General features: G+C 60.0%; 24 protein-coding genes and 1 pseudogene. 12 read left to right on the forward strand and 13 right to left on the reverse strand.

Translation table 11 applies throughout. The annotated features are described in order from the left end of the window. Positions 1-430: pseudogene (locus tag ACIOWA_RS09295) on the reverse strand (UPF0149 family protein); the annotation flags it as partial. A gap of 266 nt (positions 431-696) precedes the next feature. Here ACIOWA_RS09295 and recQ point away from each other — a divergent pair. The 3 genes from recQ (at position 697) to ACIOWA_RS09310 (ending at position 5,286) form a co-directional block, all read left to right on the forward strand. Further along, entirely contained in the window at positions 697-2,826 is a 2,130-nt protein-coding gene (recQ, locus tag ACIOWA_RS09300) for a DNA helicase RecQ (RefSeq protein WP_339432663.1), read from the forward strand. A 134-nt stretch (positions 2,827-2,960) separates the two neighbouring features. Continuing rightward, the gene (locus tag ACIOWA_RS09305; RefSeq protein WP_007962151.1) at positions 2,961-3,395 is read left to right on the forward strand and encodes a MarR family transcriptional regulator; all 435 of its coding nucleotides are present in this window, start codon (positions 2,961-2,963) and stop codon (positions 3,393-3,395) included. A 127-nt stretch (positions 3,396-3,522) separates the two neighbouring features. After that, the gene (locus ACIOWA_RS09310; RefSeq protein WP_401159401.1) at positions 3,523-5,286 is read left to right on the forward strand and encodes a FimV/HubP family polar landmark protein; all 1,764 of its coding nucleotides are present in this window, start codon (positions 3,523-3,525) and stop codon (positions 5,284-5,286) included. Positions 5,287-5,433: 147 nt separating this feature from the next. On the opposite strand, the gene ACIOWA_RS09315 is transcribed toward ACIOWA_RS09310, so the two are convergent. Continuing rightward, a complete protein-coding gene (locus ACIOWA_RS09315) occupies positions 5,434-7,635 on the reverse strand; it encodes a patatin-like phospholipase family protein (RefSeq protein WP_401159403.1) in 2,202 nt (733 codons plus the stop codon). A gap of 70 nt (positions 7,636-7,705) precedes the next feature. Between ACIOWA_RS09315 and ACIOWA_RS09320 the strand changes: the two genes are divergently transcribed. Next, positions 7,706-7,993, forward strand: coding sequence for a SelT/SelW/SelH family protein (locus tag ACIOWA_RS09320; RefSeq protein WP_093442622.1), 288 nt, complete (start codon positions 7,706-7,708; stop codon positions 7,991-7,993). Here the strand turns inward: ACIOWA_RS09320 and ACIOWA_RS09325 are convergent. Together ACIOWA_RS09325 and ACIOWA_RS09330 are read right to left on the reverse strand one after the other, a co-directional pair. Beyond that, a complete protein-coding gene (locus ACIOWA_RS09325) occupies positions 7,987-8,880 on the reverse strand; it encodes a DMT family transporter (RefSeq protein WP_221732035.1) in 894 nt (297 codons plus the stop codon). The genes ACIOWA_RS09320 and ACIOWA_RS09325 overlap by 7 nt on opposite strands. 72 nt (positions 8,881-8,952) lie before the next feature. Further along, positions 8,953-9,717 carry an AraC family transcriptional regulator gene (locus tag ACIOWA_RS09330; RefSeq protein ID WP_401159405.1) on the reverse strand — a complete coding sequence of 255 codons (765 nt, stop codon included), beginning with the start codon at positions 9,715-9,717 and terminating at the stop codon, positions 8,953-8,955. 132 nt (positions 9,718-9,849) lie between these two features. Between ACIOWA_RS09330 and ACIOWA_RS09335 the strand changes: the two genes are divergently transcribed. After that, complete coding sequence (locus ACIOWA_RS09335) at positions 9,850-10,665, forward strand: UDP-2,3-diacylglucosamine diphosphatase (protein WP_339432657.1); 816 nt, start codon at positions 9,850-9,852, stop codon at positions 10,663-10,665. 54 nt (positions 10,666-10,719) lie between these two features. Here ACIOWA_RS09335 and ACIOWA_RS09340 read toward each other — a convergent pair whose 3' ends face one another. Further along, entirely contained in the window at positions 10,720-11,310 is a 591-nt protein-coding gene (locus ACIOWA_RS09340; RefSeq protein ID WP_339432656.1) for a phosphohydrolase, read from the reverse strand. Positions 11,311-11,335: 25 nt separating this feature from the next. Continuing rightward, positions 11,336-11,647, reverse strand: a complete 312-nt coding sequence (locus ACIOWA_RS09345) for a DUF962 domain-containing protein (RefSeq protein WP_339432655.1) — start codon at positions 11,645-11,647, stop codon at positions 11,336-11,338. A gap of 164 nt (positions 11,648-11,811) precedes the next feature. Here ACIOWA_RS09345 and ACIOWA_RS09350 point away from each other — a divergent pair, with 164 nt between their 5' ends. Beyond that, positions 11,812-12,873: an AraC family transcriptional regulator gene (locus tag ACIOWA_RS09350; RefSeq protein ID WP_339432654.1), complete on the forward strand. Its 1,062-nt coding sequence runs from the start codon at positions 11,812-11,814 to the stop codon at positions 12,871-12,873. Here ACIOWA_RS09350 and ACIOWA_RS09355 read toward each other — a convergent pair. After that, the gene (locus ACIOWA_RS09355) at positions 12,830-14,284 is read right to left on the reverse strand and encodes a TrkH family potassium uptake protein (protein WP_339464114.1); all 1,455 of its coding nucleotides are present in this window, start codon (positions 14,282-14,284) and stop codon (positions 12,830-12,832) included. The genes ACIOWA_RS09350 and ACIOWA_RS09355 overlap by 44 nt on opposite strands. A 121-nt stretch (positions 14,285-14,405) precedes the next feature. Here ACIOWA_RS09355 and ACIOWA_RS09360 point away from each other — a divergent pair, with 121 nt between their 5' ends. Next, entirely contained in the window at positions 14,406-14,972 is a 567-nt protein-coding gene (locus ACIOWA_RS09360; RefSeq protein WP_339432652.1) for a nitroreductase family protein, read from the forward strand. A 112-nt stretch (positions 14,973-15,084) separates the two neighbouring features. Here the strand turns inward: ACIOWA_RS09360 and ACIOWA_RS09365 are convergent, their stop codons facing one another. The 6 genes from ACIOWA_RS09365 to ACIOWA_RS09390 all read right to left on the reverse strand — a co-directional run bounded on the left by ACIOWA_RS09365 (position 15,085) and on the right by ACIOWA_RS09390 (position 19,283). Then, complete coding sequence (locus tag ACIOWA_RS09365) at positions 15,085-16,425, reverse strand: ATP-binding protein (RefSeq protein WP_401159409.1); 1,341 nt, start codon at positions 16,423-16,425, stop codon at positions 15,085-15,087. 178 nt (positions 16,426-16,603) lie between these two features. Continuing rightward, a complete protein-coding gene (locus tag ACIOWA_RS09370) occupies positions 16,604-17,053 on the reverse strand; it encodes a Spy/CpxP family protein refolding chaperone (protein ID WP_095187815.1) in 450 nt (149 codons plus the stop codon). A gap of 125 nt (positions 17,054-17,178) precedes the next feature. Then, entirely contained in the window at positions 17,179-17,856 is a 678-nt protein-coding gene (locus tag ACIOWA_RS09375; RefSeq protein WP_339432650.1) for a response regulator transcription factor, read from the reverse strand. A gap of 7 nt (positions 17,857-17,863) precedes the next feature. Continuing rightward, on the reverse strand, positions 17,864-18,274 hold the full coding sequence (locus ACIOWA_RS09380; RefSeq protein ID WP_221732027.1) for a translation initiation factor 2: 411 nt from the start codon (positions 18,272-18,274) through the stop codon (positions 17,864-17,866). Between the two features lie 111 nt (positions 18,275-18,385). After that, positions 18,386-18,685, reverse strand: a complete 300-nt coding sequence (locus ACIOWA_RS09385; protein ID WP_025110562.1) for a YciI family protein — start codon at positions 18,683-18,685, stop codon at positions 18,386-18,388. 1 nt (position 18,686) lies between these two features. Then, positions 18,687-19,283 carry a septation protein A gene (locus ACIOWA_RS09390; RefSeq protein ID WP_339432649.1) on the reverse strand — a complete coding sequence of 199 codons (597 nt, stop codon included), beginning with the start codon at positions 19,281-19,283 and terminating at the stop codon, positions 18,687-18,689. A gap of 87 nt (positions 19,284-19,370) precedes the next feature. Between ACIOWA_RS09390 and ACIOWA_RS09395 the strand changes: the two genes are divergently transcribed. The 5 genes from ACIOWA_RS09395 to ACIOWA_RS09415 all read left to right on the forward strand — a co-directional run bounded on the left by ACIOWA_RS09395 (position 19,371) and on the right by ACIOWA_RS09415 (position 22,920). After that, positions 19,371-20,234, forward strand: a complete 864-nt coding sequence (locus tag ACIOWA_RS09395; RefSeq protein ID WP_339432648.1) for a PHP domain-containing protein — start codon at positions 19,371-19,373, stop codon at positions 20,232-20,234. 13 nt (positions 20,235-20,247) lie between these two features. Continuing rightward, a complete protein-coding gene (locus ACIOWA_RS09400) occupies positions 20,248-20,877 on the forward strand; it encodes an L-threonylcarbamoyladenylate synthase (RefSeq protein WP_221732024.1) in 630 nt (209 codons plus the stop codon). 123 nt (positions 20,878-21,000) lie between these two features. Beyond that, positions 21,001-21,699 carry a ScpA family protein gene (locus ACIOWA_RS09405; RefSeq protein WP_221732046.1) on the forward strand — a complete coding sequence of 233 codons (699 nt, stop codon included), beginning with the start codon at positions 21,001-21,003 and terminating at the stop codon, positions 21,697-21,699. Between the two features lie 11 nt (positions 21,700-21,710). Beyond that, entirely contained in the window at positions 21,711-22,682 is a 972-nt protein-coding gene (scpB, locus tag ACIOWA_RS09410) for an SMC-Scp complex subunit ScpB (protein WP_339432647.1), read from the forward strand. A 46-nt stretch (positions 22,683-22,728) separates the two neighbouring features. Beyond that, entirely contained in the window at positions 22,729-22,920 is a 192-nt protein-coding gene (locus ACIOWA_RS09415; RefSeq protein WP_339432646.1) for a DUF1289 domain-containing protein, read from the forward strand. The last annotated feature ends 6 nt before the right edge of the window (positions 22,921-22,926 follow it).

Raw genomic sequence — 22,926 nt, forward strand, 5'->3', positions numbered from 1 at the left:
CCGAACCGACCATGATCGGCAGGAGCATTTCGCTGACTTCTTCTTCGGCGGTTTCGAACCAGGCCGCTTCACGCAGGAACACGCCTTCCATGAAGCCAATGCACCAGCCGCGCAGTTCGGAGTCGTCCGGCTCTTCGCCCAGATCCAGTTCACATGGCAGCTCGAACTCTTCGTCGGACGCCAGTTGGCGGGCGATGTGGGCCTTGAGGCCGATCAGCGTGGCTTCGATCTCTTCGCGCTGAGCGTCGCTGCTGTAATGCGGCTCTTCGGCGAACAGGGCGTCGATCCATTCACGCTCCGGCACTTCTTCCGAACAAATCGACAGGGCGGTCAGGTAACCGTGGGCGGCCACGTAATCCAGCGCCTCGTCATGCAGTTCGTCGGCGTCGAGGAATACTTGCAGGCGGGTCAGTTGCTCAGCGAAGGACATTACGGGGCTACCTTGGGGGAATAAACAATGCGGGAATTCTAGGCCTTCTTGCGCGCTCAAGCCAGCCACAAGGCAGATTTGCCCTAATTGGTGGAGTCTTATCAGCGGCGCCCTGTGCGAGGGAGTGCTCGGGTATACTGCCGCGTTTTGCGATCCCTGTCCGTATTGCGGCCGTCATGCAACGAGCCCTTACGTTTTGTTTAAGCAGCCCTGGCTGTCTTGAACCAGCCTGCGCAGGGATGTTTCGGTAGATTTTTGGAGTTTTTATGCTCGAACAGGCTCAACGCGTCCTCAAGGACATCTTCGGCTACGACAGTTTCCGTGGCCGTCAGGGTGCAATCATTGAGCGCGTGGCCAGCGGCGGTGATGCGCTGGTGCTGATGCCTACCGGTGGCGGCAAGTCCTTGTGCTTCCAGGTGCCCGCGCTGTTGCGCGATGGCCTGGCGGTGGTGGTCTCGCCGCTGATCGCCTTGATGGACGATCAGGTCGCCACCCTTGACGAACTGGGTGTGGCCGCCGCTGCGTTGAACTCCACCTTGAGCGCCGAGCAACAGCGCGATCTGGCGGCGCGGATCAAGCGCGGCGAAGTGAAGATGTTGTACCTGGCGCCCGAGCGTCTGGTGCAGCCGCGCATGTTGTCGTTCTTGCAAGGCTTGAATATTGCCCTGTTCGCCATCGACGAAGCGCACTGCGTATCGCAATGGGGCCACGACTTCCGCCCGGAATACCTGCAGCTGGGTCAATTGGCCGAGATGTTCCCCGACGTACCGCGCATCGCCCTGACGGCCACTGCCGACAAGCGTACCCGCGAAGAGATCGTCACGCGTCTGCATCTGCAGAACGCCGAGCGCTTCCTGTCGAGCTTCGACCGCCCGAACATCTTTTACCGCATTGTGCCCAAAGAGCAGCCGCGCAAGCAGTTGCTGGCGTTCCTGGCCGAACGGCGCAGCGATGCCGGCATCGTCTATTGCCTGTCGCGCAAGAAGGTCGAGGAGGTCGCGGCGTTTTTGAGCGAGCAGGGCTTCCCGGCGCTGCCGTATCACGCCGGTCTACCCAATGATCTGCGTGCCTTCAACCAGAAGCGCTTCCTCAATGAGGAGGGGTTGATCATGGTCGCCACGGTGGCGTTCGGCATGGGTATCGACAAGCCCAACGTGCGCTTCGTCGCCCACCTCGATCTACCGAAGTCCCTTGAGGCGTACTACCAGGAAACCGGTCGCGGCGGCCGTGATGGTCTGCCGGCGGATGCGTGGATGGCCTACGGTCTGCAAGACGTGGTGATGCTCAAGCAGATGCTGCAGAACTCCGAAGGCGATGAGCGCCACAAGCGTCTTGAGCAGCACAAACTCGACGCAATGCTCTCGCTTTGCGAAGAAACCCGCTGCCGGCGTCAGACACTGCTGGCGTATTTCGATGAAGACATGCCGCAGCCTTGCGGTCACTGCGACAACTGTGTCGACGGTGTGCAGACCTGGGATGCCACTGAGCCTGCACGTCAGGCGTTGTCGGCAATTTTTCGCACAGGTCAGCGTTATGGCGTGGGGCATCTGGTCGATGTGTTGCTGGGCAAGGACAACGAAAAAATCCGTAGCTTCGGCCATCAGCATCTGTCGGTGTACGGCGTCGGCAAGGCGCTGAGCGAAAGTGAGTGGCGCTCGTTGTTCCGGCAATTGGTGGCGCGTGGTCTGGCCGATGTCGACCACGAAGGCTATGGCGGTCTGCGTCTGAACGACAGTTGCCGACCGCTGCTCAAGGGCGAAGTCACCCTGGAGCTGCGCCGCGACCTGAAACCGCAAGTCACCGCCAAAACCGTCAGCAAGAGCCCGGCCAGCCAACTGGTGCGCGGCGAAGAGCGCGAACAGTGGGAAGCCCTGCGCGCCCTGCGGCGCAAACTGGCCGAAGAGCATGGTGTGCCGCCGTACGTCATTTTCCCCGACTCGACACTGTTGGAAATGCTGCGCAGCCAACCCACTTCGCTGGCGGAAATGGCCCGGGTCAGTGGCGTCGGTGCACGCAAGCTGGAACGTTATGGCGAGGCCTTCCTCGAGGTGCTCGGCGGCGAGGTCGAGGCGCCGAAAGCGGTGGCCGACGTGCGCCACGAACTGATCACTCTGGCCCGCGCCGGCATGACGCCGATGCAGATTGCCGGTCAGTTGCAGTGCTCGGAAAAGAACGTGTACGCCATGCTGGCCGAGGCCATTGGCAAGCAACAGTTGTCGCTGGAGCAGGCGCTGGACTTGCCCGAAGATCTGATGGGCGAAGTGCAGGATGCGTTCCTTGACGGCGAGGGCGAGTTGCCGTCGGTCGCCGAGATCGCCGAGTTGTTTGCCGGTCGCGTACCGGAAGGCGTCCTTTACTGCGTGCGGGCTGCGCTGCAATCTGAGTTTGAAATGTAAGACGGCGATTACGCCAAGCGCCATACAGTTGTAACGATTCAGTTCAGAGCGCCACTTGCCTATAGCTGCAGCTCATGCTTAGCTGACTAATAATTAGTTTTTCTCTATTACTTCAGTCTAATCATGAGTGTTTTATGCCGTTAACCGATCAACACCGCTTTGGCATGCAACTGGCCCAGATGTCTCGTGGCTGGCGTGCCGAACTGGACCGCCGGCTGGCGGGCCTCGGTCTGTCTCAGGCGCGCTGGCTGGTGCTGCTGCATCTGGCGCGCTTCGAAGATGCCCCGACCCAACGTGAGCTGGCGCAAAGCGTGGGCGTCGAAGGGCCGACCCTCGCACGCTTGCTCGATAGTCTGGAAAGCCAGGGGCTGGTGCAACGCCAGTCCGTGATGGAAGACCGCCGAGCGAAAAAAATTGTCCTCTGCGCACCAGCCCTGCCGTTGATCGAACAAATCGAAACCATTGCCACCCAACTGCGTCACGAATTGTTCGAAGGCGTCGACGAGGCGGATTTGAAGGTGTGCATGCGCGTGCACGGGCACATTCTGGCCAACCTGGAAAAATCTTGAGGCATAACCTTGTGCCGTTTTTTTGAGAGAACGCGCTGAGCAGACTATAAGAACTACTGGGCAATATCGTGTTCGTACCGGATGTGCGAACGCATAGAAGTCGGTTTTGCTTATTTAAGGGATGCTCATGCTCGCAAGTTGGCACATGGTACTGCGCGTTTGCGCCAAAGGGCTTTTGGTCGCAGGCGTGTTCGGCTATTCGACCTGGTCGCAGGCCTTGGGGCTGGGTGATATCACCGTTCATTCAGCCCTCAATCAGCCGCTCAAGGCGGATATCGCCTTGGTTGATGTCGGCGGTCTGACCCAGAGCGATCTTTCAGTGAGTCTGGCCTCGGCAGACGAATTCGGTCGCGCCGGGGTTGAGCGGGTGTTCTTTCTCAACAACCTCAAGTTCACGCCGATCCTGCATGGCAACCGCCAGATGATCCGTGTGACCTCCAGCAAACCGGTCAATGAGCCGTTTCTGGATTTTCTGGTACAACTCAATCAGCCCAATGGCCGCTTGCTGCGCGAGTACACGGTGCTGATCGATCCGCCGGGCTCGCCCGGTATTGTCCCGGCCACTGATGAGCCGGATCCGCGCGCGCAATCCTCTGCATTTCCCACTGTCGAACCGGTCACCGCGCCGACGCAGGCAGCCCAGGGCAAGCGCGAAAGTGCGCCTGTGCCAGCAACGGCAACGGTGCCTGTCAACGATGCTCTGGCCGAGCAACTGGCGGCGAGCGTGCTGCAGAACCAGCAGTCGCAAAAGACCCTCGACGAATTGAACGCCAGACTGCAAACACAAGATGTGCAAATTGCCGAAGGCAAGAAGCAGATCAGTGATCTGCAAACCCGCATGGCCGAGTTGCAAAAGGCTGCGCCTGCACCTGTCGTGTCCCCGGCTCCGGTTGCAGCACCGGTCGAATCCACAGATGACGGTTTGAACTGGCCATTGCTGGGTGGGCTGCTGCTATTGCTGGGGGCGTTGGCTGTGTTGTTCATCCTGCGTCGAAGACAGCAACAGCAACAGGGCGATGTTGCGCTGCCGCTGGTGCCTCTGGCGCCTTTGAGCCATGAGCCTGTTCAGGACGCACCCGCAAACACCGAACCTTTCAGGGCTCATGTCTGTGCCGAGCATCGTAATGAGCCAGCTGCGGATAATGTGCTGGAGGCGGTGGGCATTTACCTGGCCTATGGCCGACTCGGCGAAGCCGTTGGACTGCTGCGCGACGCTTTGAACAAGGAGCCGGATCGAATCGATCTCGGTTTGCAGTTGCTGGAGGTGCTGGGGCAGCAGGGCGACAGTACCGCGTACGGGCAGCACGAAAGCAATTTGCGCGAGCTAGGCGTGGATACTCGACAGTTGCAGGATGTCCGTGCCCGCTACCCGGCGCTGGAGAGCCCTGCGCCGGCCTCGGCAGCCGATCCGTTGGTTGCCAGCGCCGCGCCCGAATCTGCGGTGCTGGAGGATGATTTCCAATTGAATCTGGATCAGTTGTCGATGGATTCCAGTTGGGATCTTGAGGACACCCGTTCTGTGCCACCGCAGCCATCAGTTAATGAATCGGCTTTGGGCTCCAGCCTGCAGGTGTTGCCGCAGGATTTCGAGTTGCCAGAGACTGAAACCGCCGAGGAAGCGGAGCTTGAGTGGATCCCCGAGCCGGATGCGCAGCCGCTGGACGATGACTTTCTCGATGAGTTTGGCGATCTGGAACCGTCACTGGAGCCGTTGGATTTGCACATGTCGCAGCCCGTCGAGGCCGCCAGTGCCGGGAAACTCGAACAGGCGCAGACCTGCATCGATGACGGTGACATTGACAGTGCGATCGCGTTGCTCAGCGAGTTGCTCAAGGACGCGGATGAACCGTTGAAACAAACGGCCCGGACGTTGTTGGCGGGGATTCGTTGATCTGAGGCCAAGTGTGTTGACGGGGGTAATTGTTTTGACGCCTTCGCGAGCAAGCCCGCTTCCCACATTGGGCTCGTGTTCACAAAACCTGTGTGGGAGCGGCTTGTTCGCCAATTCGGTCCTTCAGGCGCCATCAATCGTTGAGAATCAGAACGTCTGCCCCAGATTCAAATACACCGCCTGCTCATTCGCATCATTCAATCCATAGCTGAAATTCAACGGTCCCAGCGGCGTATCGAAACCGATGAACACACTTGCCGCATTGATGTAGCCGCTGTCGAATTCGTTGTCGTTGTTCCATGCCCGTCCGCGTTCCAGCGAAGCCCCGGCATACAGCGGGAAGTCCAGCGGCAGATACGAGCGCGGTGTCAACCGGCGGTAGTACACCGCTCGCATCAGACTGACGTTTTGCCCGGAAATCGAGTCTTCGCGGAACCCCGACAGTTGCCGCGCCCCGCCGAGCAGGAAGCTCGACGTCACGACGCTGGTGTCGTCGAGGGTGCGGCCGTAGCGACCTCCGAGAATCAGCGTATCGGGCCCACGACTCATGGCTTTGTCGAGTTTGAATTCCCACTGCCGGTAACGTGTATCCGAGCCCAGGCTTGGTTCGAATTGCAGCAGCGTCAGGCTGACGTCCTTGCCCTCATGGGGGTAGTAAACGTTGTCCAGCGAATCATAGGAATACTTGAGCGAATAAAAGCCCTCATTGAAACTTTCACTCGGCAGGTCCTGATCGCCAATGCGCACGTCGGCCTTGCCCCAGGCCTCGCCGACGCCGAAACGCACTTCACCGTTGTTACCGATCTGTCGACCGACGTTCAAGGCCATGCCGTAGCGCTCGACGCGGTACTGGGCGATCGGATCATTGTCGAGCACCGCATCGACGTTCTGTGCTTCGAACACCACCGAGGGGGCGATGAAGTAGCGCGAGCCGACGTCCAGTGGCTGATAGAACTCGCTGTACAGTTCCTGTTTATCGCCGAACTGCGCGCGGGTCAGCCATTCGGCGCCGAGGCGGTTGATACCGTTGATGCGATAACTGGCACCGAGGTTGAAGGCGCTGTCGCCGCGCATGTCGTCCGACAGGTTCAGGCCGACCCTGAGGTAATCGGTGCCGCTGCGTTTGCCACGGGCGCTGATCACCAAGGTGTGATCCTGGCCCTTGTGCACCACGCGGTATTGCACTTGCTCGAAGTAGTCGAGGCCGTACAGGGTGCCCATGTCCGAATGCAATCGCCCCAGATCCAGAGGCTCGCCGATATGTTGGCGGATGTAGTAGCGGATCACATCGTCGTCGACTTTCGAGTTGTTCTCGACTTTGATCGCGGTGATGATCGGCGTGCGTTGACCCGGCGAGCGTGCGGCGTTGAGTTCGGCGTCCTGCGGTTCGTCGGGTTTGAGCACGGCAAGGCGCGCGTCGAGAATTCTGGTCGCGCGGTAGCCTGCGTCGATCATCTCTTGGGCTTTGCCGAAATCAGTGACGCCAAACGCAGCCAGCGAAGGCTGGATCAGCACATCTGAAGGTTTAAGCACTGCCAGTTGCTCTTCCGAGTTGCGTCGGGTCATCAGGGTGATCGACTGGTTGAGTACGTCGACCACGGTGTTCAGTTGCTTGCGGCTGCGCAGCGGCGTACCGATGTCGACCACGATGGCCACGTCGACCCCCATTTCCCGTGCCACATCGAGCGGGATATTGTCAGTCATGCCGCCGTCCACCAACAGACGACCATCCAGTTCGACCGGTGCGAACACGGCCGGGATCGACATGCTGGCGCGGATCACCTGAGGCAGGTGGCCTTTGCGGAACACTACTTTTTCGCCATTGGCGATGTCGGTGGCCACGGCGCGGAACGGGATCGGCAGTTTGTCGAAGTCGCGGGTATCGCTGGTGTGGGCCAACAGGCTTTCCAGCAGCAGCGACAGATTCTGGCCCTGAATCACGCCCAGGGGCAGACCGAGGCTGCCGTCGTCGCGGAAGCTGAGTTTCTGTTTCACCAGAAAATCGCGGTCATCCTGTTTTCGCCGAAACGGTACATCTTCCCGGGGGGGCGCATCGGAGAGTGCCTGCTGCCAGTCGATCTGCAGCGCGAGTTTTTCCAGCTCATCAATCTTGTAGCCAGAGGCGTATAGCCCGCCGACCACCGCGCCCATGCTGGTGCCGGCAATCGCATCGATCTTGATGCCTTGCTCTTCAAGTGCCTTGAGCACGCCGATATGCGCGAGACCGCGAGCGGCGCCGCCGGACAGCACCAGGCCGACTTTTGGCCGTGGTGACTCACTGGCATGGACGCTGGCGAGGGCGAACAGGGGCAGGAATCCAAGCAGCAGGCAGAACAGCAGACGGCGCATTGTGAGTCTCTGGGCAAGCAATAAAGCCGGCTATTATAGCGGCGCCCTCGTCTCAGGAGTTTCAACGAACATGACTGTCGCAAAAGCAGAAGTTGTCATCACCTATTGCACCCAATGCCAATGGCTTCTGCGCGCCGCGTGGCTGGCGCAAGAGTTGCTCAGCACCTTCGGCGATGATCTGGGCAAAGTGTCATTGGTGCCTGGCACCGGCGGGGTGTTTCACATCACTTGCGACGGCGTGCAGATCTGGGAGCGCAAGGCGGACGGCGGTTTCCCCGAAGCCAAGGTGCTGAAGCAACGGGTTCGCGATCAGATTGATCCTGACCGCGACCTCGGCCACAACGACCGTACTCAGTGAGAGGCAGCCTCGGCGGCCACGGTTTTTTTGTCGGCATGGCCGGACATGCGAGCAGACACCACGATAGCCACGATGATTAGCGCGCCGCCGATGAGCATGCGTAGCGTCGGGTTTTCATTGAACAGCAGCCAGGCCATGGTGATGCCGTAAACCGGTTCCATCGCAAATACCACAGCCGCCGTGCGCGCCTTGATCACCGCCAGACTGGCGACGAACAGGCTGTGGGCGACACCGGTGCAGAACACCCCGAGCAGAGCGATCCATAGCCAGTCCAGCGCGCTGACTTCGCTCAGTTGCGGTGCCGCGACCGGCAGCAAACACAGTGCCACCACCACGTTCTGACACAGCGCCGCCTGCACCGCTGGGATACGCCCGGAGCTGGCCCGGTTGGTCAGCGACAGCAGGGAAAACAACAGCCCCGATAAGACCGCCCAAAGCAAACCGGTGGTTGCACCGCTCGCCAGATCGAACGCTGGGGTCACGAGCACCAAACCAATGCTGACCAGCACCACTAACACTATTTCATTGGCGCGGATGCGTTCGCGGAAGATCAGTCCCTCAAGAATCACCGTAAATGCCGGAAAACTCGCGAAGCCCAACGTGGCGATCGCAACGCCGGCGACTTTTACGGCGATGAAAAAACTCACCCAGTGCCCGGCCAGCAACACGCCGCTAAGAGCGAGACGGCGCCAGTCGACGGCTTGAAGTTTCTGCCAGCCACTCTGGCTGGCGAAGCGGGCGAAAAACGCCAAGGCGAGCACGGCGAAAGCAGCACGTCCGAAGACGATAACGGCGGGCGATGCGGCGGCAAGCTTGCCGAACACGCCGGTCAGGCCGAACATCAAAGCACCAATATGCAGAGCGCCGAGGGCGGTACGCGGAGTCATTGCAATCCTTGATCCAAACACAAATTCATTGACCTATTGAACCGTGTCTCGGCCAACAAGTCTGTCGGCAAACTAGCGTCTTTTGTTGTAGGAGTCGCGCCGCAGTTGGCCGGGAGATGAGCCGAACTCTCGCAGGACGACGGCCGAGAAAGCACTCTGCGAGCTGTAGCCGACGCGACTGGCGATTTCGCCGATGGGCAGTCCCGTGTCACGCAGCATCTGCACTGCCAGGTGCAGTCGACGACTGCGGATGTAATCCATCGGCGTCTGCCCGCATTCGGCCATGAAGCGTGCATGCAGACGTGCGCTGGACAATCCGGCGACCCGCGCCAGATCGGCGACTTGAAGTGGGTAGGCGGCGTATTGCTCGATGTGTCTGTCCAGGGCCGCATAAGGCAGGCGGCGGGCTCTGAGTTCGGCGGGTTGCGCGTGATTCAGGCTGGCCAGCAGCAACACCGCGCCTTGCTGAGCGATCAGTGGATCGCTGACCGGACTGTTGGCCAGCCAACTGACCAGTTGGCTCTGCCCCGAATCCAGCGATAATCGCGCAGTCTGGTCGAGCAAACGGCGACTGGCGTCGGCATGTTCCCCTAGCGAATCGGTCAGCCATTGCCCGTCAGGAATGTCCATCACCAGACAACGACTGCCGCCCGGACTGTCGCAGGCGTGATGGGCACCAGACGGGACCACCACAAAACTTCGCTGACGCACTTGGCTGCCGCAGCCCTCGACCTCGAAATCCAGCGCGCCGGACAACCCGAAGACCAATTGAGCGTGGTCGTGGCTGTGGACGATCAGGTCGCGGGTGTACTGACGCAGGGTGAGGATCGGACGCATGGCAGGTCTCCGGGCAGGGCGTCAGTCTACACCGTCGCATTCGGGGTGCGCTGTCACAGGACTGACTCGCGCCTGTCATGGTCGATTAACCGGACGGGCGCACTCTGGCGAAAACATCGCAGAGGGTTGCCCATGACCAGCGCCGAGCTCGCCAAACCCAGCCGTAAACAACGGGTACGAACCCTGTGGATTTCCGACGTGCATCTAGGCACGCGCGATTGCCAGGCCGAGCACTTGTCGCAATTTCTCAAGGGCTACCATGCCGACAAGATTTACCTGGTCGGCGACATCATCGACGGCTGGAAACTGCGCGGCGGCATGTACTGGCCACAGGCGCACACCAACGTGATTCGCCGCTTGCTGACCATGAGCAAACGCGGCACGGAAGTGATCTACGTCACCGGTAACCACGATGAGTTCTTGCGCCGCTATTCCAAGCTGATTCTGGGCAACATCCAGTTGGTCGATGAGGCGGTGCATGTCACGGCCGATGGTCGGCATTTGCTGGTGATTCACGGCGACCAGTTCGATGTGATTACCCGTTACCACCGCTGGCTGGCCTTTCTTGGCGACTCTGCCTACGAATTCACCCTCACGCTCAATCGCTGGCTCAATCACTGGCGCGCCCGGTATGGCTATGGTTACTGGTCGTTGTCGGCGTATCTGAAGCACAAGGTGAAGACGGCGGTGAGTTTCATCAGTGACTTTGAAGAAGCAATCGCCCATGAATGTGTGAAGCGCGAGTTGCATGGTGTGGTCTGTGGGCACATTCACCATGCCGAGATCCGCAAGGTGGGGGACGTGGACTACCTCAATTGCGGCGATTGGGTGGAGTCATGCACGGCGCTGATCGAGCACTGGGATGGCACGATCGAGTTGTATCGATTGGCGGATGCGCAGGCGCGAGAGGCGCAGCTCAAGGCTGCCAACGTCGCTGAGGTCGCCTGAACGACAGAGAACCATGTGGGAGCGAGTGTGCTCCCACACCGGTTTGTGGTGTTCTCAGACTGATGCCTGTTCTTGCATCGCAGCCTTGTAAATCGAGTGCTTCGGCTCGGCGAACAACCGCGCCATCATCGGTTCGAAGAAGCTGAGCGGCAGGGTGTCATACGCAGGGTCGAATGCAGGCGCATCGTACTTGGCGCAGAATTCGGCGGTTGCCTGAAACTGCGGATGCTCCTTGAACTGCTCGCGCAGGTGTCGATCCATGCCCAGGTGATGAAAGAAGTAGTAGCCCTGGAACACCCCGTGCTTTTCGACCATCCACAGGTTCTCGGCACTGACGAACGGCTTGAGAATCGCTGCCGCAATGTCCGGATGGTTGTAAGAGCCGAGGGTGTCACCGATGTCATGTAACAACGCGCACACCACGTATTCCTCCTCACATCCGTCACGAAAGGCGCGGGTCGCGGTTTGCAGCGAATGCGTCAGGCGATCCACCGGAAAACCGCCGAAGTCACCTTCGAGCAATTTCAGGTGCGTCATGATCCGTGACGGCAACTGTCTGGCGTAGGCACTGAAATCCGCAGCGATGATCGCCCAGTCTTCCTGCGTGCCGTCCTTCATATGGGTGAAGCGCGCGTTGTCGTTCATCGGCCATCCTCAATGTTTCTTTTTTTCAGAACGCCACGCGCCCCAGAATCATGTCGCGGTACATGACGAAATCGCCAAGCAGGCTGTAGAACGGATGTTGAAACGTCGCCGGGCGGTTCTTTTCAAAGAAGAAATGCCCGGCCCAGGCAAAGCCGTATCCAGCCAGCGGCAGGGCCAGTAACAGTAGCCATGCACCTTTGGCGATGGTCAGCGCGAGAATAAAAATCACCAGTGTCGTGCCGATGAAATGCAGGCGACGACAGGTGCTGTTGTTGTGTTCGCTGAGGTAGTACGGATAGAACTCGGCGAAGTTGTTGAAACGTTTGATGTTTTCCACGACCGCTATCTCTGTGGTTATTGTTCTGGCGACGAGTTGTTCTGCGGGTAGCCTATTTGAGTCTAGAGTGATCATGGAGGGGGGCCAGTGACAATCGGCGCCACTTTAGTATCCTTCGCAAATCAGGCCGTAACAGGCGGCCCATCATGTAAAAGAAAAACGCCATGAGCGAACGAACGACTTCTGCAAGCTGGGCGATGGGGATTGTCAAAGCATTGGAGATGGACGGCCTGGATTGCCGGGTTCTGTTCAAGCAACTGGGGCTTGATTACACCGCCCTGGATGATCCGGATGCGCGCTTCCCGCAAGATTCCATGACTCGACTCTGGCAACGGGCAGTCGAGCTGTCCGGTAACCCGGCGATTGGCCTGAACATGGGCAAAGTGGTGCGGCCGGCCTCGTTTCATGTCGCCGGTTATGCGCTGATGTCGAGTAATACCCTGGCCGAAGGTTTTCAGCGATTGGTGCGTTATCAGCGCATCATCGCCGAAAGTGCCGACCTGAGTTTTCGTTTGCTTGAAGACGGTTATGCGCTGATTCTGACCGTGCACGGCGATCATCTGCCGCCGACCCGGCAAAGCGCCGAAGCTTCGCTGGCCTGTGCCTTGGCCCTGTGTGGCTGGCTGAGCGGGCGCACGCTGCACCCGGTCAAAGTACTGGTGCAGGGCGATCAACCGGCTGATCTGCAACCCTACAAACAAGCCTTCCATGCGCCGCTGATGTTCAACGCGCCGTACGATGCGCTGATCTTCGAACGTGCCGACATGGAGGCGCCACTGCCCACCGCCAACGAGGCGATGGCGCTGTTGCACGACCGGTTTGCCGGGGAATATCTGGCACGCTTTTCCGAAAGCCGCGTGACCCACAAGGCGCGCCAGGTGCTGTGCCGTTTGCTGCCTCAGGGCGAACCCAAGCGCGATACCGTCGCACAGACCTTGCACTTGTCGCAGCGCACTTTGCAGCGTCGGTTGCAGGAGGAGGGCACGAGTTTTCAGCAATTGCTCGACGATACCCGCCGCGAACTGGCCGAGCAGTATCTGGCGCAGCCGAGCATGACCCTGCTGGAAATCGCCTACCTGTTGGGGTTCGCCGATCCGAGCAACTTCTTCCGCGCGTTCCGCCGCTGGTTCGACACCACGCCCGGCGATTACCGGGCGCGGCTGTTGCAAGCGCCGAATGCGGTCAGTGACGCCAAAAAGCCGGAATACACAGCACAAACACCGTGATGATCTCCAGTCGGCCGAGCAGCATGCCGAACGAAAGAATCCACTTGGCCGCATCCGGCAGCGTCGCAAAGTTGCCCGCCGGGCCGATGGTTTCGCCAAGGCCGGGGCCAACGCCGGACACGGTACTGGCCGCGCCGGTCAACGCTGTCATCCAGTCGACACCCAGCAGCGACAGCAGCAGGGCGATCACGCAGATGGTGATGGCGAAGAAGAACGAAAAGGTCAGAATCGAACGCACGATTTCTTCGTCGAGGCGGTGACCGTTGTACTTCTGCTTGATCACCGCACGCGGGTGAATCAACTGGTTAAGGTTGGCCTTGAGCAGAATGTAGGCGACCTGGAAACGGAAAATCTTGATCCCGCCCGCCGTCGACCCGGAACAACCGCCGACAAAACCCAGATAGAAAAACAGCATCAGCGAGAAATTGCCCCACAGGCTGTAGTCGCCGAGGGCAAAACCGGTGGTGGTCACCACCGACGTCACGTTCAGCGCCACATGGCGCAATGCTTCCAGCCAGTGCAGGTTGGTGGTCCACCAGTACCAGGTCGCGAGCACCAGCCAGGTCACCAGCAACATCCCGAGCAAACCTTGCACCTGCTGATCCTTGATCAGTGCCCGGCGGTTGCCGCGCAATGTCGCCACATACAGCGTGAACGGCAGACTGCCGAGGATCATGATCACCACCACGACCCAATGAACGGCGGGTTGCGTCCATTTCGCCAGGGATTGATCGGAGGTCGAGAACCCGCCTGTCGAGATCGCCGACATGGCATGGTTGATCGCATCGAACGGGCTCATGCCGGCCCACCATAACGCCAGACTACCGAGAACGGTGATGCCGACGTAGGCGGCCACGATCAACCGCGCCACCATGTGCGAGCGGGGCATGACCTTTTCCGAGCGGTCCGAGGATTCGGTCTGGAACAGCCGCATGCCACCGATGCGCAGCAGCGGCAGAATCGCTACCGCCATACCAATGAAACCGATACCGCCGAGCCAGTGCAGCAGTGAGCGCCAGATCAGGATGCCGGGAGACATGGTGTCCAGACCGCTAAGCACGGTCGCGCCGGTGGCGGTGATGCCGGACATGCTTTCGAAAAACGAGTCGGTATAGCTGATGTGCTGGGTCAGCAGAAACGGCAGCGCAGCGAAGATGCACACCACCAGCCAACTGCTGACGGTCAGCAGGTACATGTCCCTTGGACGCAGATGAATGTGTTCCGGCCTGCCGGGAATCACCAGCGCAAGGCCGGCGACGAAGGTGATCATGCTCGCCCAGAGGAACGACGGCAGGTCGCTGGTGCGTTCGAAAATCATCAGGGTGGCCATGGGCACGACCATGGCAACGGCCAGCGTGATCAGGAAGATGCCGATGATGAAACCAATGATCCGTAAGGTCGGCAACGCCATGAAGTCCGCTCGGGCTGTAGTGTGAAGGGCGCCATTCTACCTGCGGGGCAGGGCATGTAAACCGGCATCCCGATGGCAGATGAAGCTAGAATAGCCGCACATTTTTTTCAGGAGGTGGCCGATGCAGGCTCTCGACGCTTTGCTCAACCGTGTTTCCGTTCCACGACTGGTCGAACCGGCCCCGACGGCGCAGCAGCGAGAAGCCCTGTTTGGCGCCGCTCTGCGTGCACCGGATCACGGGCACTTGCAGCCGTATCGCTTTTTGACGGTCGAAGGCCCGGCGCGCGAGCAGATGGGCGAGTTGCTGGCCGAGGCTGCGCAAATGCAGGAAGGCGAAGTCACTGACGCGATGATCGACAAGGCGCGCAATGGCCCGCTGCGTGCGCCGCTGGTGGTTGTGGTGATCGCGAAGTTGCAGGCGCACATCAAGTATCCCAAGGCCGAGCAGATGCTGGCGGCGGGGTGCGCGGCTCACGGGATTTTGCTGGCGGCTTACGCGCAGGGGATTGGTGCGGTGTGGCGTACGGGCGATCTGGCGTATTCGAAACACGTCGCCCAAGGCCTGGGTCTGGCTGAGGGGGAAGAGGTGATCGCGTTCCTGTACCTTGGCACGCCGCAGAAAGAGCCGCGTGTAGCGGAGAAGGTTGATCTGGCGCAGTTTGTCAGCGCCTGGCCGGGCAAGGCCTGATACCCCGAACGCCAATAGGTGAGCGGGCTTGCTCGCGAAAGCGGTGTGTCATTCAACATCGTTGTTGAATGACCTGACGCCTTCGCGAGCACGCCCGCTTCCACCGTTTTGATCAGGGTTGCACCACGGCTCCCGGCACCAACGGCAATTCCAGACTGGCAATAAACCCGCCCTCAGGATGGTTGGCCAGGGTCAGATTCCCGCCATGGCGCTCCGCTGCACGTTTGGCAATCGCCAACCCTAATCCATGTCCCGCCGCCGTCTGTCCCGGCGCTCGATAAAACGGCTCACCCAATTGAGTCAAATGCTCGGCCTGCACCCCCGGCCCGTGATCACGCACACTCACCACCATCCGCTCGCCCTGACGCGAGGCCTGGATCTCGATCGGCTGACCCACCGGGTTGAACCGTTGCGCGTTACGCAGCAGGTTATCGACGGCGCGTTCGATCATGGTTGGCCAACCTTTGAGGTGGAGTTGTGGTTCGGCGTCAAGTCGTACGGCCTGCTCTGGCGAGCTGAGTTGCGCATCTTTGTGCAGGGCGCCAAGCAGAGCATTCAGGTCGACGTCTTCAGCGCTGGCGTTGTCGGCATCGACCCGCGCCAGCACCAGGATTTCACTGATCAACGCTTCCAGCCGATCACACTCGCGGGTCAGGCGTGGCCAGAGTTTTTCCCGTTCTTCAGGATTGGCCCGCTCAGCCAGTGCCAGCGCAATGCGTAGCCGTGCCAGCGGTGAGCGCAGTTCGTGGGACACATCGCGCAGCAATTGGCGCTGGCTGCCGATCAAGCTTTGCAGGCGGGCGCCCATGCGGTTGAAGTCATTGGCGAGTACGCCGAACTCGTCACGACGGTTGGCCAGTTTGGCAAGGCTGTTCTGTTGATAGGTGGTCTGCCCCAGATCGTGTACCGCGACGCGCAAACGGCTGAGCGGACGGGTGATGGAGAAGGTCACCAACAGGCTGAACAGGGTCAGCACTACCAGCGCGATACCCAGCGCGCTCAGGGGCCAGAGCAGGCTTTCGCGGTGCCAGGCATCGAGTTCCGGGTGTGGAATACGGTAGATGAACAGGTACGTGTCACCGGTTTTGTCACTGGTGAATTCGTCGGTCAGACGCCGCCACGGCAGGCGTCGGTCATCGTTATTTTGCCGGGCTTCGAAAGCGGCTGCGCGGCGGGGGAAGGTGCCGCGCACTACCGGGTCGCCGGTCTCGTTCAGCACCTGAACGTCGATGTGGTACTGACGTTTGCGTTGTTCGAGGATCTTCTGGGCGGCGTCTTCGCCTTGGGCTTCGTAGCGCTGCGTCCATTCAGCGGCGAGGGTGTTAAGCCCGGGATGACGACTGAGGATCCACGCGTCCTGATTGAGCATGTGCCCCAGCAGAATGGACAGCCCGGCAACCAGAGCGATGGCCAGCCAGAAGCTCGCGAGAATACGCCAGAACAATGAACGCACAGAAAATCCTCAGAACAGACGCAATGCCCATGTGGGAGCGGGCTTGCTCGCGAATACGGTGGATCAGTCACTGAGGATGTCGACTGATATTCCCTCTTCGCGAGCAAGCCCGCTCCCACATTTGAATTGAGTGGCAACAGACCCGACGGTGTTGGCCGTCGGATCGTGGGTTACTGCATTATTGCGCCTTTTGCGGCTGTTGCGCTTTCCAGGCCTTGAATTCAGCCCATTCTGCGCGACGTTCGGCTTGTTTTTTCTGGATTTCGTCGAATTTCTTCTGTTGATCCGGTTTCAACACGGCGCGGACGTCGGATTCGGCTTTCTTGTGGTTGGCCGCCATCTCGTCTTTCATGGCTTTCTGGTCAGCCGGCGAGAGTTTTTCCAGGTATTTGTCGACCACTTGCTTACGCTCGTGCATCTGCTCGCCCATGATCTTGCGGATCTGTTCGCGCTGTTCGCGGGACAGGTCGAGTTGACTGTACGGGCCTTTGCCGTGCATGCCGTGCATCTGACCGCCGTGGCGTGGGCCATCGAGCGGACCACCCATCGGGCCACCGTCTTGCGGCATGGCCATGGCGACAGTTGGCAGAGCGGCAGCGAACATCAGAGCGATAAGAGTCTTGCGCATGGTGTATCTCCTTGTCTCGTTCCCGGTACGTTCCGGATGAGTTCAGATTACGGAGATCAAGGTCAGCGGCGGTCAGCGCTACGTAAAGCTTGGGTAAAGACGCTCTCGCGCTGACCTGACAAATCCTACAGGCTGTAGTAATAACCGCGGCTACGCAGGGCCACGATGCGCGGGCGGCCGTCGGGGTGCGGGCCGATCTTTCTGCGCAGGTTGCTGACGTGCATGTCGAGGCTGCGGTCATACAGGGTCAGCTTGCGGCCGAGGGCCAGTTGCGCAAGTTCCTGTTTGTCCAGCGGTTCACCGGGCTGCTTGAGCAAGGCTTCGAGCAAGCGGCTTTCGGAGACGGTGAGGGTCAGTTCTTTCTCGTCGATGCTGACCACGCCACGTACCGGGCTAAAGCTCAGGTCGCCCAGCTCAAGCTGAGTCGACACGGCGGCCGGGTGACTGCGCCGCAACACGGCGCGCAAGCGGGCAGTCAGTTCGCGCGGATCGCAGGGTTTGGCCAGGTAATCGTCGGCGCCCAGTTCCAGGCCGAGGATGCGATCCAGCGGCTCGCCCCTTGCCGAGAGCATCAAGACCGGTAGATCAGCGTGATCGTTGCGCAGTTGCTTGAGCAATTCCAGACCGCTGCCATCGGGCAACATCACGTCCAGCACCACCGCCGCCGGGGCGGTTTCGGCCAAGGCCTTGCGAGCGCTCTGGCCATCGTGGCAGGCACGCACCTGGAAGCCTTCCTGGCTCAGCCAACTGCTCAGGAGCTCGCACAGCTCCTGATCATCATCAATAAGTAACAGCTCGCTCATGACTCACTCAATTTAGCCATTGCCGACGTTTTCGGCTTGCACCACTGGCAAAGATACCGCAGAGCAGTGCCAATAGCGCTACCCCACCTCCGGTAATGAACCACTGCTGCTGCTCGGTCAGCATCCGCGGCAGCGGACTGGCCTGGGCTTCCCTGAGTTGCAGCTTGAGACGCTGATTCTCCTGGCGCAACCGGGCGAGCTGAGCGCTTTCGCGTTCGTTGTCGGCATTTTGCAGTTGTTTGCTCAGTATTTCTCGCTGTTGCTCGCTGGCCTTGAGGCGCTGTTGCAACTCGGTGATCTGGCTGCCAGCACTTAACGACAATGGCGTGGAGCTGCCGCCTTCGGTGGTTTCCTCACCGTGGGCGGGCGCCATGATCGACAACGTGACCCACATCAGACACAACGGACCCTTGCGCATCGCGACACCTGTTTCCAAATGGATATTGGGCAGGTTGTCGGCAGACGAACGAGAATAATGAGCGATTGAGAACGCGATGAACCGACAAGGTTCATCGCGTGGGGGGAAGAACTACGGGAGGACTTGCTTGAACGGCTTGACGATCACACTGGCGTAGACGCCGGCGGCGATATACGGATCGGCATCGGCCCAGGCTTGCGCGGCGCTCAGGGAGTCGAATTCCGCGACGATCAGGCTGCCGGTGAAACCCGCTGCGCCCGGATCATTGCTGTCGACGGCCGGGTGCGGGCCGGCCAGTACGATACGGCCTTCGCCCTTGAGCACTTGCAGGCGCTCCAGGTGTGCAGGGCGCGCGGCCAAGCGAGCTTCAAGAGAGTTGGCGACGTCGGTGGCAATGATTGCGTAGAGCATGTCAGTCCTCGGTTTTTGGTGTTTTGGTATCGGCGTCGTGCATATGACGGGACAGGTAAATAAATTGTGCGAGCAGGAACACCAAGGTCATGCCCAGGCTGCCGAACACCTTGAAGTCCACCCAGATGCTCTGGAAGGTAAAGGCGACGAACAGGTTGGCGGCCCCGCAGAACAGTAAAAAGACGATCCATGCGATGTTCAGGCGGGTCCAGATCGGTTCCGGCAAGGTCAGCGCGTGACCCATGATGCGTTTGATCAGCAAACGGTCGCCGATGAAATGGCTACCGATGAAGGCCGCGGCGAACAGCCAGTTGACCACCGGGGCTTTCCATTTGAGGACGGTTTCGCTGTGGAAGGCCAGGGTCAGGCTGCCGAACACGAGGCAGGCGATCAGGGTCAGCCATTGGCTCTTTTCCAGCTTGCGCTGTTTGATGAAAAGCACACCGTATACCACCAGGGAGCTGATGATCAGCATGGCGGTGGCGCTGTAAATACCGCCTACAGTCACTTCATGGCCAGCGAGGTCGACGACCCGCGGATCGAGTTTGTAAACGATGAAGAACAGCAGAAGCGGGATGAAATCGATGAATTGTTTCACAGTGAGAGCCAGAAGCTGGATGTGGCGGCATAATAACAAACATATGGGCGCGCGATAGCGCCAGCTGATTTGAGGTTACAACTCCCCGTGAATGTTGATTTGCACTGCCATAGCACGGCCTCCGATGGCGCATTGGCGCCAGCGGTTCTGGTTGCACGTGCGTTCGAAAACGGCGTGCGAGTCCTGGCGTTGACCGACCACGACACCCTTGAAGGCCTCGCCGAAGCGCGCGCGGCCGCCAATGAATTGGGCATGCAACTGGTCAACGGCGTCGAACTCTCCTGCACCTGGGGCGGCGCGACCATCCATGTGTTGGGCTACGGTTTCGACGTCAACGCCGCTCCACTGGTCGAGGCCATCGCCAAATTGCACGATGGCCGCTGGCTGCGGTCGGAAGAAATAAGCCGCAAGCTCGCGCTCAAGGGGATGCCTGGCGCCCTCGATGGTGCCCGACAGATCCAGCAGGAGCTGGGCGATAGCGGTAACGCGCCGGCTCGTCCGCATTTTGCTGACTGGATGGTGCGTGAAGGGTTTGTAAAGGATCGCGCCGAAGCATTTCGCAAGTGGCTCGGCGCTGGCAAGTTGGGTGACGTCAAGTTGCACTGGCCGACGCTGGAAGACACTGTCGACACGTTGCGCGCCGCCAATGCCTGGGTCAGCCTGGCGCATCCGTGGCACTACGATTTCACCCGCAGCAAGCGCCGAAAGCTGATTGCCGACTATATTCAAGCAGGCGGGCATGCGATCGAGGTGGTCAATGGCCATCAGCCTGCGGAACAGGTGGGCAGCCTGGCAATCCTTGCCCGTGAGTTCGGTCTGCTGGTCAGCGCTGGCAGTGACTTCCATGGCCCTGGTGGCTGGTCCGAGATCGGCCAGTACCGGCCGGTTCCCGAGGACCTTCCACCCCTGTGGTGTCGGTTCAAACATGACACAGCTATTGCCGCCGTCTGAACAGGTAGAGAATGTGAGTCAATTTTTCCAGATACATCCGGAAAACCCGCAAGCGCGCCTGATCAAACAGGCGGTCGAGATCATCCGCAAAGGCGGGGTGGTGATTTATCCCACGGATTCTTCCTACGCGATCGGTTGCCGAATTGGCGACAAAACCGCCATTGAGCGCGTTCGACGCCTGCGCCAGCTTGACGAAAAGCACAACTTCGCACTGATCTGCAGCGATCTGTCGCAATTGGGCAACTATGCCAAGATCGACACTGGCATTTTCCGTATTCTCAAGGCGCACCTGCCGGGCCCCTACACCTTCATTCTCAACGCCACCCGGGAAGTGCCCCGGCTGCTGCTGCATCCGAAGAAACGCACCATCGGCCTGCGCGTACCGAGCCAACCGATTGCGTTGGCACTGCTGGCCGAACTGGGCGAGCCGTTGATGAGCGTGACCCTGATCATGCCGGGCGATGAAGATCCGCTCAGCGATCCTTACGAAATGCGCCAGTTACTCGAACATCAAGTGGACCTGATCATCGACGGTGGTTTCGGCGGCATCAAGGCCTCCACCGTGATCGACCTGACCGGCGACGATCCGGAAGTGATCCGCGTCGGTTGCGGCGATCCCGCGCCGTTCATGGTCGAGGCCTGAATGTCCGCAGTGCAAACCGTTGTCGATCCCCAGGCCGGCGCCCAGCAGGAGCTGCCGTTTGCGATGGTCTATGGCCAGGCGGTCATGGAAATGCCGCTGGACCTTTACATCCCGCCAGATGCGCTGGAAGTGTTCCTTGAAGCCTTTGAAGGCCCACTCGACCTGCTGCTGTACCTGATCCGCAAACAGAACATCAACATCCTCGACATCCCGGTGGCGGAAATCACCCGGCAGTACATGGGCTATGTCGAGCTGATGCAGTCGGTGCGCCTGGAACTGGCCGCCGAGTATCTGGTGATGGCCGCGATGCTCGCCGAGATCAAGTCGCGCATGCTCCTGCCACGGGCCGAGACCGTCGAAGACGAAGAAGACGATCCGCGTGCCGAACTGATCCGCCGCTTGCAGGAGTACGAGCGCTTCAAGGCTGCCGCCGAAGGCATCGACGGCTTGAGCCGGGTTGGCCGTGATGTTGTGGTGCCCAAGCTCGACGCCCCGCAGGCTCGGGCGCGCAAGCTGTTGCCTGATGTGGCGCTGGAAGAAATTCTCATGTGCATGGCCGAAGTCTTGCGCCGTGGCGACATGTTTGAAAGCCATCAGGTCAGCCGCGAGGCCCTGTCGACCCGCGAACGCATGAGTGATGTGCTTGAGCGGCTCAAGGGCGGCGGTTTTGTGCCGTTTGTCGAGCTGTTCACCGCCGAAGAGGGTCGCCTCGGTGTGGTGGTCACCTTTATGGCGATCCTTGAACTGGTCAAGGAATCCTTGGTCGAGCTGGTGCAGAATGAGCCGTTCGCCGCGATCCACGTGCGAGCCCGAGCCGAATAACGAGTCCGAACATGAACCTGACTGAACCCCGCGAGCTGGCCCCCCTGCTTGAAGCCTTTCTGCTGGCCTCGGGAAAGCCGCAATCGCTTGAACGTCTCTACGAACTGTTCGAAGACGGCGAACGGCCCGAGCCGCCGGTCTTCAAGAAAGCCCTGGCGTTGCTCGCCAAGTCCTGCGATGGCCGAGCCTTCGAACTCAAAGAAGTCTCCTCGGGCTATCGCTTGCAGATCCGCGAGAAGTTTTCGCCATGGGTTGGCCGTCTGTGGGAGGAGCGCCCGCAGCGTTATTCCCGTGCCTTGCTGGAAACCATCGCGCTGATTGCCTATCGCCAGCCGATCACCCGGGGCGAGATCGAGGATGTGCGCGGTGTGGCGGTCAACAGCAACATCGTCAAAACCCTGATCGAACGCGAGTGGATCCGCATCGTCGGTTACCGCGACGTGCCGGGCAAACCGGCGATGTTCGCCACTACCAAGGCGTTTCTCGATCACTTCAATCTGAAAAACCTCGAAGACTTGCCGCCGCTGGCCGAACTGCGCGAGATGGAGGCCGACCCGGTACTCGATTTTGACGACGCGCCGGTGCCTCAGGGTTTGCAGGAGCTGGCCGACGCCAGTGCCGAGCCCGAAGAGGAGAAGGAGGAAACCAGTTTCCACACCTTGCTGCTGGAGCTGGACGGTATGGAGGAGGGGATCAAGACCGATTTCGATGATTTGTTGCGTGATGGCGCCGATTTCGAAGCGCCGCCGGTTGAGCCTGAGACGCAAATCACCGAGCCGGTTATCGAGGTTGAACTTGAAGCCGAGCCTGAAGCCGTACCTGAAGAGGACGTGCTGGGTGTTGCGCAAGCACGGGAAAAACTTCTCGCTGCCGTTGCAGCCCTTGAGCAGTGCGCACCGCCACCCGAGTTGAGCGAAGAGGAAGCCGAAGCCCGAGCCCTGGCTGAAGCCATCGAAGCCGAACGCCGCGAATTTGAGGATTGAACACGGCCGCTCCCCCATTGGTTCTATGTTCAGCCCGGAGAGATTGATGAGCTCAACCAAAGACCCGTGCATCAGCCTCTGCAAGTTCACCGATGATGTTTGTCAGGGGTGCGGTCGCAGCAAGCGCGAAATCAAAGCCTGGAAGAAACTCGACAAGGACGACAAACGCGCTGTCCTGGCCGAAGCCGCGCTGCGGCTGATCAAGCTTGGCGGAGCCGGTCGGCGGAAAAAGAAATAACTGTGC

This window comes from Pseudomonas sp. NPDC087614, assembly GCF_044743485.1.
In the GTDB taxonomy this organism is placed as follows: Bacteria; Pseudomonadota; Gammaproteobacteria; order Pseudomonadales; family Pseudomonadaceae; genus Aquipseudomonas; species Aquipseudomonas baetica_A.

Coding starts and splice junctions, on each gene's coding strand:
- recQ (WP_339432663.1), top strand. CDS start 697: ATGCTCGAACAGGCTCAACGCGTCCTCAAGGACATCTTCGGCTACGAC.
- ACIOWA_RS09305 (WP_007962151.1), top strand. CDS start 2,961: ATGCCGTTAACCGATCAACACCGCTTTGGCATGCAACTGGCCCAGATG.
- ACIOWA_RS09310 (WP_401159401.1), top strand. CDS start 3,523: ATGCTCGCAAGTTGGCACATGGTACTGCGCGTTTGCGCCAAAGGGCTT.
- ACIOWA_RS09315 (WP_401159403.1), bottom strand. CDS start 7,635: ATGCGCCGTCTGCTGTTCTGCCTGCTGCTTGGATTCCTGCCCCTGTTC.
- ACIOWA_RS09320 (WP_093442622.1), top strand. CDS start 7,706: ATGACTGTCGCAAAAGCAGAAGTTGTCATCACCTATTGCACCCAATGC.
- ACIOWA_RS09325 (WP_221732035.1), bottom strand. CDS start 8,880: ATGACTCCGCGTACCGCCCTCGGCGCTCTGCATATTGGTGCTTTGATG.
- ACIOWA_RS09330 (WP_401159405.1), bottom strand. CDS start 9,717: ATGCGTCCGATCCTCACCCTGCGTCAGTACACCCGCGACCTGATCGTC.
- ACIOWA_RS09335 (WP_339432657.1), top strand. CDS start 9,850: ATGACCAGCGCCGAGCTCGCCAAACCCAGCCGTAAACAACGGGTACGA.
- ACIOWA_RS09340 (WP_339432656.1), bottom strand. CDS start 11,310: ATGAACGACAACGCGCGCTTCACCCATATGAAGGACGGCACGCAGGAA.
- ACIOWA_RS09350 (WP_339432654.1), top strand. CDS start 11,812: ATGAGCGAACGAACGACTTCTGCAAGCTGGGCGATGGGGATTGTCAAA.
- ACIOWA_RS09355 (WP_339464114.1), bottom strand. CDS start 14,284: ATGGCGTTGCCGACCTTACGGATCATTGGTTTCATCATCGGCATCTTC.
- ACIOWA_RS09360 (WP_339432652.1), top strand. CDS start 14,406: ATGCAGGCTCTCGACGCTTTGCTCAACCGTGTTTCCGTTCCACGACTG.
- ACIOWA_RS09370 (WP_095187815.1), bottom strand. CDS start 17,053: ATGCGCAAGACTCTTATCGCTCTGATGTTCGCTGCCGCTCTGCCAACT.
- ACIOWA_RS09375 (WP_339432650.1), bottom strand. CDS start 17,856: ATGAGCGAGCTGTTACTTATTGATGATGATCAGGAGCTGTGCGAGCTC.
- ACIOWA_RS09380 (WP_221732027.1), bottom strand. CDS start 18,274: ATGCGCAAGGGTCCGTTGTGTCTGATGTGGGTCACGTTGTCGATCATG.
- ACIOWA_RS09385 (WP_025110562.1), bottom strand. CDS start 18,685: ATGCTCTACGCAATCATTGCCACCGACGTCGCCAACTCTCTTGAAGCT.
- scpB (WP_339432647.1), top strand. CDS start 21,711: ATGAACCTGACTGAACCCCGCGAGCTGGCCCCCCTGCTTGAAGCCTTT.
- ACIOWA_RS09415 (WP_339432646.1), top strand. CDS start 22,729: ATGAGCTCAACCAAAGACCCGTGCATCAGCCTCTGCAAGTTCACCGAT.